The following is a 12930-nucleotide window of genomic DNA, read 5'->3' on the forward strand; positions in this document are numbered from 1 at the left end:
ATAATTGATCGAGTCAATTACATTCTTAGCTACTAAAAGCACGCTAGCTTTTAGATTATTAATAGAAAAAACAGGGTATGTTTTTTCCTTACATACTGGTTGTTTTGTTCAGTTTTCAAGGAGCAAAATCGATGTTGTCTTTTTAAGTGACAACTCTTAAAATGTTACCACATCATCCTGATTATGTCAACAACTTTTTAAAATTTATTTCTTTAAAAGTTTTTGGCGTCTTAATCAGCGACCTACTAAATATATCATGGATATACCGTTAATGTCAACATTATTTTTCAATAAAAATTCTACTTAATGTCGTTAAATAAATCTGCCGTTCTCAGAACAGCAAGTACAACTTTACCACGATGAAATCAGTTAGTCAATGGATATTTTACTTTATAGTACGTCGGTATTTAATAGCCTAATATGTTCAACATTATCTATTTGACTGTTCTATTAGACTGAACTCCCGGGTTTCTGCGCTTCTCTGTCCATTAGACTTCTTCTATTAGACTGTAATCCAAGCTTTCACGATTCTCTGTCCATTAGACTTCTTCTATTAGACTGTAATCCGAGGGTTCACGCTTCTCTGTCCATTAGACTTCTTCTATTAGACTGTAATCCGAGGGTTCACGCTTCTCTGTCCATTAGACTTCTTCTATTAGACTGTAATCCGGGCTTTCACGCTTCTCTGTCCATTAGACTTCTTCTATTAGACCGGTCTTTGGTGTCATTTTGTACATTTTAGTGAAAACAATTCTATCGATTGTCTAGATTATGCTATACTATGCATGAAAGTATAAGGAGGATACATAAGAATGGCTCAACTCGTTTATTCAAGTAAAATTAACAAAATACGTTCTTTTGCCTTAATCTTAGTTTTTGCCGGGATTCTTTTAATGTATGTTGGCTTACTACTTAAAAAAGTTGAATGGGTAATGGTTCTATTCTTTATTCTCGGGGTTATATCCATTGTACTAAGTACAGTTGTTTATTTTTGGATTGGGATGCTTTCTACAAAAGCAATCCCCATTGTTTGCCCATCATGTAATAAACCAACAAAAATGCTAGGTCGCGTTGATGCCTGTATGCACTGTAAACAACCCTTAACTCTTGATAAAGAGCTTGAAGGAAAAGAATTTGATGAGAAATATAATTCAAGAAAATACCGTAGAGAGCTAAAGAAAAAACAATCCAACAAGTAAAGAGCATCTGCCTTATGGTAGATGCTCTTTTGCTATTTTTCCTTACATAAATAGCTATTAATCCAAGACCTATTGTGAACGTTATTGTTACAGACCATATCTGAGAATGGGGTTAGCATAATGATTTTGGTCATTGATAATTATGATTCATTTACCTTTAATCTAGTACAATATATCTATGAGCTTGGCCTGGAAGTAGAAGTTAAGAAGAATGATGAAATTTCTGTATCAGATATTTTACAGCTACATCCATCCCATATTCTTCTTTCACCAGGACCAGGTAATCCAAATCATGCTGGTGTTTGTTTAGAGGTGGTTAATAAACTGCATAAGCAATTCCCTATCTTAGGAGTTTGCTTGGGACATCAAATTATTGCACAAGCATTTGGTGGAAAAATTATCAGCGCAAAGGAACCCACACATGGTAAGATTTCCTATATCAATCATGATGGGAGAGGAATTTTCTTGAATTTAGAAAATCCATTACCGATAACACGTTACCATTCTTTAATGGTAGAAAGTGACAGCTTACCCGAATGCCTTGAAATAAGTGCTGTCACAGAAACAGGTGAAATTGCTGCTTTAAGACACAAAGATCTGCAAATCGAAGGTATTCAAGGTCATCCAGAATCAATTTTATCCAAGGGCGGCATGCAACTTTTACATAACTTTTTCCTAATCAAAAAAGGAGTTCAATCAAATGACTAATCCTTTTCTACACTTTGACTTTTATAGAAAGCCGATAACATTTAAAAATCCTATTAAAATAATTGCAGCAACAAAAATTGAACAGGTTCTTCCATCTCTATTAGAAGTACAGCAGGCTATTATGAATGGTTATTACGCAGCAGGCTTTATTTCTTATGAAGCAGGACCAGCTTTTAATCCTCACATGGACGTACATCATAATCATAAAATGCCACTTCTTTGGTTTGGTATTTATAATAATGTCAGTAACGAAGAACTCTCTCCAAAAGGATCTTTTTATACAAGTAATTGGGAATCAGATACAGACATTAATCAATATCAGAAATCTATACAGTCCATTAAGGATTACATACGTGTAGGGGATTCCTATCAAGTGAATTACACAATTAGAATGAATGCTCAATTTCATGGTGATCCAATTGCCTATTATCAGCAGTTAATCCATTCGCAATCCACAAACTATGGTGCATATCTAGATATTGGTCACTATAAAATTATATCTGCTTCACCAGAATTGTTCTTTCACCTAAAAAAAGGAAAGGTTATTACAAGACCTATGAAAGGGACAATTAGTAGAGGAGATAATCCTAAAGATGATAAAGCTAATGCTGATTGGCTTTTCCATTCGGAGAAAAATCGAGCCGAAAACGTCATGATAGTGGATCTGCTTCGTAATGATTTAGGTAGGATCGCAAAACCAGGAACTGTAAAGGTTCCAAAGCTTTTTTCTATCGAGGCATATCCGACTGTTTATCAAATGACCTCCACTGTTGAAGCGGAAATAGATTCAAAGAAAGGAATCTTGGAAGTTCTTCAGGCACTTTTTCCATGTGGATCAATTACTGGTGCACCAAAAATTAGTACGATGAAGATTATAAAGGAATTAGAGAATACTCCTCGAGAGGTTTATTGTGGTGCAATTGGGTATATCACACCAGAAAATGAAGCCATTTTTAATGTGCCTATTCGTACAGTCGTCCTCGATTCCGATGGAAAGGCAACCTACGGTGTTGGCGGAGGTATCACATGGGACTCCAATAAAGAAGATGAATATGAAGAGGTTTTAACGAAAACAAAGGTTCTTTCGAAGGGGCAGCAGTCTTTTCAACTTATCGAAACAATTGGACTTATAGCTGGGGAATATATCGTATTGGAAAATCACTTAAATAGATTAAGCAAATCAGCAAATTACTTTTCTTTTTCATTTCATTTAAACAAATTACGTAAAAAACTTGATGAGATTGCTCTCCTCTACTCTAAAGGAAAATGGAAAGTAAGAGTTCTACTAGGGAGGGACGGATTAACTTCTCTAGAAGTAACAGAAGAAAATATGATAGAAGGCAAACCAATCGTGACGTTGGCATCTCGTCCTATAAATAAATTGGATATCTTTCATTACCATAAAACAACGAAAAGAGACATCTATGAGGAATTGTTCGAACCGGATCTATTTGATGTTTTATTATGGAATGAGAATCAGGAAATAACTGAGTTTACTAAAGGAAATGTTGTAGTTGAAATGAATGGGACACTTTACACGCCACCTGTAGAATGCGGTTTGTTAGCGGGAACGTACAGGAAAATGCTTCTACAAAAAGAGGAAATTCATGAAAGAACCATTTCAATAAAAGAGCTTGATCAATGTCAGAGGATTTGGTTTATAAATAGCGTTAAGGAATGGCTTCCTGTTCAATTAAAATAAGCCCTGCTACATTGGTAACAGGGCTTCCAACTAGTGTTCCACCGTTTTTTGCTGTTGGCATTCTTCACAAATTCCATACACTTCCATCCTGTGATGGCTAACGGTAAAACCAGTAACTCTTTGAGCTAATGCTTCTACCTCATCTAAGGACGGATAATGAAAGTCAACAATTTTACCGCATGACTCACAAATTATATGGTAGTGATCACTTAAATTACATTCAAACCGACTAGAGGAATCGCCATATGTTAATTCACGAACTAGTCCATTTTCACGTAATACTCGCAAATTATTATAAACTGTTGCCACACTCATGTTGGGAAATTTTCCTTCAAGCGCTTTATAGATATCATCTGCTGTTGGGTGAATCATGGAGTTAAGAAGATAATCAAGCACCGCATGACGTTGTGGTGTAATTCGGACACCTGACTCTTTTAGTGTATTAATTGCCCGTTGAAGCTTTTCTTCAGACACGCCATGCACCTCGCTTTCATGTAGTATTCCTTTAACTATCGATTTTATTAAATAATAATCTTTATAAATAGTGTACGCTTTCCAAACGTTTTTTGTCAATCCTAGTATATTTTAAAAGGACGAATATTATAACGCCTCCGACTAAGCGAGGGTTATCTTCTTTATATTAATATGTTACAAAGTGATTTTATTCGTTTATACATCCGTATGTAGAGGTAATTCTTGACCTCCTAATACTTTATTGATATACCTTGCAGCAACAAATAGAAAATCCGATAATCTATTTAAATAACTCACTACAAAGGGATTTTGGATTTCCTCCCCAAGACCAACTGTTAAGCGTTCGGCTCTTCTTATTACGGTTCTAGCTACATGAAGGGCACTAGAAGGTCGGTTTCCTGAGGGTAGAATAAACTGCTTCAGGGGCTCTAATTCCTGATCCCATTCATCTATTTGTTCTTCTAGTTCATCAATGTGCTTTTTAGTAAGTTTCCAATATACCTCTTTATCAGTAGGTGTAGCAAGCTCTGCACCAACATGGAAAAGTATTGTTTGAACACGATGCATTTGATCAAGAAAAGCTGCTTTTCCCTCCCAGTCCTCTAGCTCGATTAAGCTTGTTGCAAGCCCTATCATAGAATTTGCCTCATCACAGGTCCCATACGCTTCAACACGCAGGTGATTTTTGGGGACGCGCTTTCCATATACTAGTGATGTTGTTCCTTTATCACCAGATCGTGTATATATCCTAGCCATTTCTAATACCCCCTAGTTGTATTAATGATATTTCTATAATTTGACGCTTTGCTTATAAAATTCTCTAGGTTTTCTTCAAATATTACTAATGCCCGCGGTAAATATTCAGGTGATTTACCGGAAATATGTGGTGTTACCGTAATATTTGGTTCCTTCCATAAAGGATGTTCTGCAGGAAGTGGCTCTTGTTCGAAAACATCTAGTATTGCATGAGCAATTTCTTTTTCTCGAACAGCGTTTAAAATTGTATCAGAAGCGACAATATCTCCTCTACCAATGTTCACAAACACTGCGCTATCTTTCATTCGTGTAAAGTGCCCCTCATTCAAAAGATACTTTGTTTCTTTTGTACTTGGTAAAACCGATACAACAAAATCCGCTTCTGGTAGCTTCTCGTTCAAAGAATTTAGCTGGTAGACCTCATCAAAGAAGTCTACATGGCATCCGCTACGAGAAATTCCAATCGTTTTCATCCGAAAGGCTTTGGCGAGTCTCGCAACTTCCTGACCAATTGCTCCTGTACCTAGCACTAACATCGTTTTCCCAGTAATTTCTTGTAAAGAAACCTTTGCCCATTTAGCTTGTTTTTCGTTCTCTATTAATTCTCTTTCAGTTCGATACACCTGTAACAGCATTGAAATGGTATATTCCGCCATTTGTATTTTATGAATTCCTTTAGCGTTAGTTACAAGGATATCTCTCGCCTCAATAGCTGGGAATGGTAATCGTTCTACTCCAGCAGAGAGAACCATAATCCACTTTAATCTAGCTGCTTTTTCAATAGTCTCTTCGTTAATATCCTCACCATATGTGACAAGAACAGTAGCTTGTTCTAAGAATTTCTCCGCCTCCACTATATCCTCACAAAAAACAAATTCTTGTTGCGGGTATTTCAGCCGAAGTGTATGCTGATGTTTTTCAGATAATTTAGCTGAAAATAGAATAACCAAATAACCCATCCCCCTCATTATAAATCCATTCACTCATAAAACTTAATTCTATATTAAAACATATGAATATAAATGAACAATAAAAGAAACAGTAAAAAACCTGGTCACAGAAATGAAACCAGGGTAATCCAGAGCTATTTTTTTTGATAAAGTTGTAGAAAAGTGCGAAATACTATTTTTAGATCTAATTTATAGGAGCAGTTCTGTGTGTAATATAGGTCATAAATAATCTTTTGTCCATGGCGTTCATTATCGATACCTTTAATTTGAGCATAGCCGGTTAGACCAGGTCGAACCTTTAGTCTATTAAGTTGACGCTTATTATAGTAGTCCGCTATTTCAGGCACCTCTGGGCTTGGCCCTACTAAGCTCATATCCCCCTTTATCACATTTAGTAATTGTGGTAGTTTATCCAAATGATATTTTTTCAACCATAATCCCGTTTCGGTAAATGTTACATGCTCATCTCTAGTTATCTTAAAAAAATCTGGTACCCCTCTTTCCCATGAACTTGGAAATGGAACAGGGGGAAACTGGCGAATTACTCTAGATGCATTTGTCATTGTACGAAATGACAACATCATAAAGGTGCGATTATTTTTACCTACTCGAAGCTCACGATTGAAAATAGGCTTTCCTTCTTTCTTACCAATGTAATAAGAAACAAACAAAAATAACGGTGACAGAACAACAACCAACACCACACTAATTACAACATCTAGTAGTCTCTTAATAAAGTAGTACAAATTAATATGAATAAAATAATTGGATCTTGTCTTTGCAGTTTCTAGCATTCCCACATGAACACACCTCTTTTGTACAGACTTTACTAATTCATATCTATTCAACTAGAGGTGCGTATATAACTCTGTCATGGAAAAGTAATATTAACATTCTATTAGCTACGGTATATTATTCTTTCAGATGAAAATAAAAAATATCAATAAATTAAAATAAGACCACACAAATTAGTGTGGTCTCTTCACTATCACGATAAATTTTCACGAATATACTCGAGAGCTTCCTGTACATGGCCTTCCACTTTTACTTTTCGATATTCTTTTTGAAGAATTCCATTCTTATCGATGATAAAGGTAGAGCGTTCAATGCCATAGTACTCCTTACCAAAGTTCTGTTTTAGCTTCCAAACACCGTATGCCTCTGCTACCTCATGTGATTCATCTGCTAATAGCAAAAACGGTAAATCATGTTTGTCCATAAATTTTTGATGGGAATCAATTGGGTCAGGACTAACACCGATAATTACAGCATTAAGTTCACCAAAGCTTTCATGGTGATCTCGAAAATCACAAGCTTCCGTTGTGCACCCTGGCGTCATATCTTTTGGATAAAAATATAAAACAACATGTTTTCCTTTGAAGTCTGCCAAGCCAACTTCCTTACCATCTGAACTAGGTAAAGTAAAGGTAGGTGCAGTTTTTCCTATCTCTAGATGCATTTTATTACCTCCAGTATCTATTGTATCTTCACTATAACACTTTAAAAGCTGGAAAAGCTAATCTCTTGCCCGTTCCCCCTTATGCTGTACGATATGGAAAACAAAAGCTGTCGGAAGAATGTAGCCGATTAACGCTTCAATCAATGCTAATAAGCGACCAATACCAATTGGAGTAATATCGCCATACCCGATAGTTAACATAGTAACCCCACTAAAATAAAAGGAATGGACCATGGAACCTAATGGGCTCACTTGTCGTAGCTCTCCTCCCTCGACTAGTAAAACACCTTCAAATGAAAGTATAAAATAGATTAAACCAAAGCCAAGAATAACAATAGTATAGGTAATGATTAATGCATAGAAAATTTCAGCTGAAAATCGCTTATCCCTCATACTAATTCCAAGTAGATTTTTTTCACCTGAGATGAACTGAGACAAACTTTTTATCATTACAAAACAAACTCCTACTATGAGGAGCCATGGCAGTATATTCATATAATCTCCCTTTACAATCTGCTATTATATGTATATGCCGTAAACTAGAAGGGCTTGTCATTTAATTTTCATCTTATTTGCGTTAAAATAGGTAAGTATGAATCATGGTCAATTGACCATTTATATAGGAGGTTTACATAGTGGATTTTACGAAGTCAGAGCTTCTACATGAAGAAGCGCAAAAACATATAGTCGGTGGTGTTAATTCACCTTCACGTGCGTATAAGGCTGTTGGTGGAGGAGCACCGGTTTATATGGATCGAGCAAAAGGAGCATATTTTTGGGATGTGGACGGTAATAAATATATCGATTACCTTGCAGCATATGGTCCAATTATTACGGGACATGCTCACCCGCATATTACAGAAGCTATTAAGAATGCAGCAGAAAATGGTGTCCTGTATGGAACACCAACACCTTTGGAAAATAAATTTGCTAAAATGCTAAAAGAAGCGATTCCTTCATTGGAAAAGGTACGTTTTACAAACTCTGGAACAGAAGCAGTAATGACAACTATCCGTGTAGCAAGAGCCTACACTGGCCGTACAAAAGTCATCAAATTTGCTGGTAGCTATCATGGTCACTTTGATGCTGTTCTTGTCCAAGCCGGATCAGGACCGTCCACATTAGGAACTCCTGACTCTGCTGGCATTCCATTATCTGTAGCACAAGATATGATTACTGTGCCATTTAATGACATCGATGCTTATAAAGAAGCTTTAGATAAATGGGGAGACGATCTTGCTTGTGTACTAGTAGAGCCGATTGTTGGTAACTTCGGTATTGTTGAGCCTAAGGAAGGCTTCCTTCAAGCAGTAAACGACTTAACCCATGAGGTTGGAGCACTAGTTATTTATGATGAAGTTATTACTGCTTTCCGCTTTACTTATGGAAGCTCTCAGCAAATCTATGGTGTTGAACCGGACATGACCGCTATGGGTAAAATCATAGGTGGCGGGTTACCAATCGGTGCTTATGGTAGTCGTAAGGATATAATGGAACAGGTTGCTCCACTTGGCCCAGCATATCAAGCAGGAACAATGGCTGGTAATCCTGCATCCATGTCAGCAGGTATCGCTTGTCTAGAGGTTTTACAACAAGAGGGCGTTTACGAAAGACTAGATGAACTTGGAGAACGACTTGAAAATGGAATTCGTGCAAAAGCAGACAAGTATAATATCGCCATTTCTATTAACCGATTAAAAGGCGCTTTAACTGTTTACTTTGGTAGCACGAATGAAGTAACTAACTATGCCGAAGCTGAGGCAAGCGATAGTGAAGCCTTTGCGAAGTTCTTTAAGCTAATGCTTAAGCAAGGCATTAATTTAGCGCCATCCAAATACGAAGCCTGGTTCCTGACTACTGAACATACTGAAGCAGATATAGATGAAACAATTGATGCTGTTGGAAATGCTTTTAAAGAAATGAGTACAAATTAATTTTTATATTCATTAAGGCAAACTAAAAATCGCCTACAAATTCTAGTTATTTGTAGGCGATTTTTATATTACTTTTTCTCAGATTGTTCTATCTCACGTTTGTGTGCCAAGTAAATTCTCTTGGAGATTAAGGTTTGAATAATAACGATAATACCTCCAACTGTCCAATATAACGGTAAAGCAGAGAAGGTGTTTAATGATATTACACCAATCATAATTGGTGACATTAATCCGATTATAGCCATTTGTTTTTTCATTTTTGGATCAAGACCAATTTGTGATACCTTATATTGAATAAAATAGACAATCACCGCTATTGCTATCATCAACATATCTCTTTCTCCTAGATTGAACCAAAGAAAGGTATGTGTCGCTATTTCTGGAGTTTGCCGGATTGCATAATAAAATCCAATTAGAAACGGAAACTGTATAAGTACCGGTAAACAACCACCAAATGATGCTAAAGGATTAAAATTATGCTTTTGATATAGTTGCATCATTTCTGCTTGCATCTTACGCTGAGACTCAGGATCTTTTTTATCCTTATATTTCTTCTGGATTTCGTCCATTTCTGGCTTAAGTTCTTTCATCTTATCTTGCATAATCAGATTATTCTTCGTTTGTTTAATCATAAATGGCATGACGACTAATCGAATAGCAATTGTGATTATGATGATGGATAAGCCATAATTATCATTAAAAAACTCTGCAATAAATTTAATAAGTGCGGAGAAATTATCAACGAATACTTCATGAAACCAGCCTGATGAATTAGCTGAATTACTACCTGAGCATCCTGCCAAAAAGACGGTTAATAAGATAAATACTCCGATGATATTTGTTTTCTTAAGGAAAGTGAATACAGATTTTTTTTGCATAGTAATCCTCCTTGTAATGTGAGTCGTAGTAGGTTTGTTGAGGATTTCGTTGCATCTTCTTCTTCATCTGGAAGTTCAATTCTTTTCGTGACTATAGCACGCCAGTTCCGCCTTGTTATAATTTCATTAGTAGCATTTTGATTTATCTTTAATTGTACTTTACTTCGTTTTATGCCATGTATGTCTATAGGTGTATCACGATATAACTGATTTGCAACGACAGAAATGAATTGAAACGCACATAGAACAGATAACAGCACACTCAAATAAAAATACATCGGTGAAAAATCACTAAAAAGCTCTATTAAAAAGTCCAAAATCATCTGTATTCACCTCCAATCTCTATCCTTTTCTACGTAACTAATCTTAATTCTGTTTCATCTTCTTTACAAAAGGAAATTTTTTCCTTTATATCAATCGTTTAAATGCTGAACTTGGTATAAATCATAGTAACTTCCCTTTTTCTCCATCAATTCCGAGTGTGATCCTATTTCAGTTATTTTTCCATTTTCAATTACTACAATTCTGTCGGCATGAGTTATAGTTGCTAACCGATGTGCAACTATAAATGTTGTTCGATCAGATGCTAATTTTTCAACAGCTTCTTGAATCATATGTTCACTCTCTAAATCTAAAGCAGATGTAGCTTCATCAAATATTAATATAGGCGGATTCTTTAAGAATACACGGGCAATAGCAATGCGCTGTTTTTGACCACCAGAAAGTTTGACACCTCTCTCACCTACTAGAGTAGCATAGCCCTCGGGCAATTCTTGAATAAAATCATGTGCATTTGCAGCCTTAGCTGCTTGAATAACCTCTTCATCTGTTGCATTTGGATTTCCCATCCGTATATTCTCTGCTACTGAATCACTAAATAATATATTATCCTGTAAAACCATTCCAATGTTATCGCGAAGTGAACGTGCTACAAAATCACGAAGATCGATTCCATCTATTTTAATCGCACCATCAGTCACATCATAGAGACGTGGGATCAAACTAATTAAAGTTGATTTCCCACCTCCACTCATACCAACAAAAGCAATTGTTTCTCCCTGTTTAACCCGAAGATTAATCCCTTTAAGAACTTCAGAATCTTCCTCGGCATATTTAAACGATACATTTTCAAAATCAATAGCACCATTTAATCGTCCAGCTTTTATAGCATTTGGCTTATCCACTATTTCATACGGCTCATTCATTAATTCAAAGACACGATCAATTGAAGCAATAGATTGTATGAGAATAGTTGAAGAGTTAATTAATCTTCGCAAAGGACTATAAACTCTTTCTAGATAACCAACAAAGGCTACCATGGTACCAAGAGTTAAATTATCTGTAATAACCTGGTAACCTGCAAAAGTTATAACTAATAAAGGTGCTAAATCGGTAATTGTATTCGTGACTGCAAACGTTTTTGCATTCCAAGTCGTATGTTCTAGTGCCTTGTTTAAAAAGCTCTTGTTTCGAACATTAAATTGCTCTTGCTCATAATCCTCTAATGCAAAGCTCCTAGTGACAGGTACGCCTTGAACTCGCTCATGCAAATGCCCTTGTACTTCAGCCAGTGCCTGAGAGCGCTGGCGTGTTAACTCTCTTAAGCGACTAAAGAAAAACTTTATGGAGAAACCGAACAACGGGAATAAAATGATTGCTACAATGGTTAACCAGATATCCATAGTTAGCATGATGCCAATCGCAATTAATATTGTTATTAAATCTAGCCATACATTCATTAAGCCTGTCATCACAAAATTCTTTGTTTGTTCGACATCATTTATTACCCGGGAAATAATTTCGCCAGTTTTTGTCGATGCATAATAACGAAGACTCAGATTCTGCAAGTGTCCAAAAAGCTTATCTCGTATATCGTAAAGTATCTTATTCCCTACCCATTGGGCAAGATATTGCCGAATATACTCAATCGGTGGACGTAACACTAGAAAAATAAAGAAGGAACCACCCATTATCCAAAATAAGTGACTTAGTTTTTCATTTGTATTCCAACCATTATGTCCGATTATGTCATCAATCACATATTTTAGAATTAAAGGTATCAATAATGGTATTCCAAATTTTAGGATTCCGATTAATATCGTCCAAAGTATTTTCCATTTATATGGTTTTACAAATTCCATATACTGCTTAATACTGCTCATTTTCATCAACTTTCTCTTCATATTTAGTAAACAAGCTAAAAAAGTAGAAAAGCCTTGCTACATTTGGTGTAACAAGGTTACTGGTGATGCAATTTACCAACGATACGTCAAAAATCGTTCATACCATTGATCAATAAAGCCGGGTGAGAATGGCCCCTTTCTTTGGTGAACCCAGCGTTGTAAATCATTAATATTATTATAAAGAATACGATCTAGCACTCCAGGATAATTCATTTGATTACGATGCATTTGATACTCATCTTCATCTAATAAATCAAAGGTCATATCTGGATATACTTTTAAATCTAGGTCATAGTCAATATATTTAATAGCATCATCTTCATAGACAAATGGTGAACTTATATTACAGTAATAATGAATTCCATCGTCACGTAGCATTCCAATTATATTAAACCAATGCTTTGAATGAAAATAACAAATAGCCGGCTCTCTTGTAACCCATGTGCGACCATCACTCTCCAGCACTAAAGTCCTATCATTTGCCCCGATAATAACCTGTTCGGTCCCCTTTAACACAATACTACTTTCCCATACACGGTGTAGGTGACCATTATGCTTATAGCTTTGTATTTGTATTTTTGATCCAGCCCTCGGAGCAGTCATGATAATCCCTTCCCATCTTACTGATTAGAAAAACTTGCATTCGCTCATCTCTTAACGAATAGGTTAGTTTTTCTTATGCCGGCG

At 36.0% G+C, this 12930-nt stretch carries 14 protein-coding genes; 4 read left to right on the forward strand and 10 right to left on the reverse strand.

Annotated features, from left to right (window positions below):
- Positions 1-812 precede the first annotated feature (812 nt).
- The 3 genes from KI338_RS12310 (at position 813) to pabB (ending at position 3609) form a co-directional block, all read left to right on the forward strand.
- Positions 813-1199 carry a YgzB family protein gene (locus tag KI338_RS12310; protein ID WP_212921313.1) on the forward strand — a complete coding sequence of 129 codons (387 nt, stop codon included), beginning with the start codon at positions 813-815 and terminating at the stop codon, positions 1197-1199.
- A 120-nt stretch (positions 1200-1319) separates the two neighbouring features.
- Complete coding sequence (locus tag KI338_RS12315) at positions 1320-1907, forward strand: anthranilate synthase component II (RefSeq protein WP_212921314.1); 588 nt, start codon at positions 1320-1322, stop codon at positions 1905-1907.
- Entirely contained in the window at positions 1900-3609 is a 1710-nt protein-coding gene (gene pabB, locus KI338_RS12320) for an aminodeoxychorismate synthase component I (protein ID WP_212921315.1), read from the forward strand. The genes KI338_RS12315 and pabB overlap by 8 nt, the downstream gene beginning before the upstream one ends.
- A gap of 30 nt (positions 3610-3639) precedes the next feature.
- On the opposite strand, the gene perR is transcribed toward pabB, so the two are convergent.
- The 6 genes from perR to KI338_RS12350 form a co-directional block, all read right to left on the reverse strand.
- A complete protein-coding gene (gene perR, locus KI338_RS12325) occupies positions 3640-4083 on the reverse strand; it encodes a peroxide-responsive transcriptional repressor PerR (protein WP_212921316.1) in 444 nt (147 codons plus the stop codon).
- A gap of 195 nt (positions 4084-4278) precedes the next feature.
- Positions 4279-4839, reverse strand: coding sequence for a cob(I)yrinic acid a,c-diamide adenosyltransferase (locus tag KI338_RS12330; protein ID WP_212921317.1), 561 nt, complete (start codon positions 4837-4839; stop codon positions 4279-4281).
- A gap of 2 nt (positions 4840-4841) precedes the next feature.
- On the reverse strand, positions 4842-5789 hold the full coding sequence (locus KI338_RS12335) for a D-2-hydroxyacid dehydrogenase (RefSeq protein WP_244853587.1): 948 nt from the start codon (positions 5787-5789) through the stop codon (positions 4842-4844).
- A gap of 134 nt (positions 5790-5923) precedes the next feature.
- Positions 5924-6583 (reverse strand): sugar transferase, encoded by a 660-nt coding sequence (locus tag KI338_RS12340; protein WP_244853615.1) that lies wholly within the window; start codon positions 6581-6583, stop codon positions 5924-5926.
- Positions 6584-6777: 194 nt separating this feature from the next.
- Positions 6778-7248, reverse strand: coding sequence for a thioredoxin-dependent thiol peroxidase (bcp, locus tag KI338_RS12345; protein WP_212921320.1), 471 nt, complete (start codon positions 7246-7248; stop codon positions 6778-6780).
- Between the two features lie 57 nt (positions 7249-7305).
- Positions 7306-7698 (reverse strand): potassium channel family protein, encoded by a 393-nt coding sequence (locus tag KI338_RS12350; RefSeq protein WP_244853589.1) that lies wholly within the window; start codon positions 7696-7698, stop codon positions 7306-7308.
- 185 nt (positions 7699-7883) lie between these two features.
- On the opposite strand from KI338_RS12350, the gene KI338_RS12355 reads away from it, so the two are divergent.
- Positions 7884-9182 carry a glutamate-1-semialdehyde 2,1-aminomutase gene (locus KI338_RS12355; protein ID WP_212921322.1) on the forward strand — a complete coding sequence of 433 codons (1299 nt, stop codon included), beginning with the start codon at positions 7884-7886 and terminating at the stop codon, positions 9180-9182.
- A 68-nt stretch (positions 9183-9250) separates the two neighbouring features.
- Here KI338_RS12355 and yidC read toward each other — a convergent pair whose 3' ends face one another.
- The 4 genes from yidC to ntdP all read right to left on the reverse strand — a co-directional run bounded on the left by yidC (position 9251) and on the right by ntdP (position 12846).
- A complete protein-coding gene (yidC, locus tag KI338_RS12360; RefSeq protein ID WP_212921323.1) occupies positions 9251-10060 on the reverse strand; it encodes a membrane protein insertase YidC in 810 nt (269 codons plus the stop codon).
- The gene (locus tag KI338_RS12365) at positions 9994-10383 is read right to left on the reverse strand and encodes a hypothetical protein (protein ID WP_212921324.1); all 390 of its coding nucleotides are present in this window, start codon (positions 10381-10383) and stop codon (positions 9994-9996) included. The genes yidC and KI338_RS12365 overlap by 67 nt, the downstream gene beginning before the upstream one ends.
- Before the next feature lie 90 nt (positions 10384-10473).
- Positions 10474-12222, reverse strand: a complete 1749-nt coding sequence (locus KI338_RS12370; protein WP_212921577.1) for an ABC transporter ATP-binding protein — start codon at positions 12220-12222, stop codon at positions 10474-10476.
- A gap of 93 nt (positions 12223-12315) precedes the next feature.
- Positions 12316-12846, reverse strand: coding sequence for a nucleoside tri-diphosphate phosphatase (gene ntdP, locus KI338_RS12375; protein ID WP_212921325.1), 531 nt, complete (start codon positions 12844-12846; stop codon positions 12316-12318).
- Positions 12847-12930: the final 84 nt, after the last annotated feature.

The organism is Ornithinibacillus bavariensis (genome assembly GCF_018333235.1).
Lineage (GTDB): Bacteria > Bacillota > Bacilli > Bacillales > Amphibacillaceae > Ornithinibacillus > Ornithinibacillus bavariensis.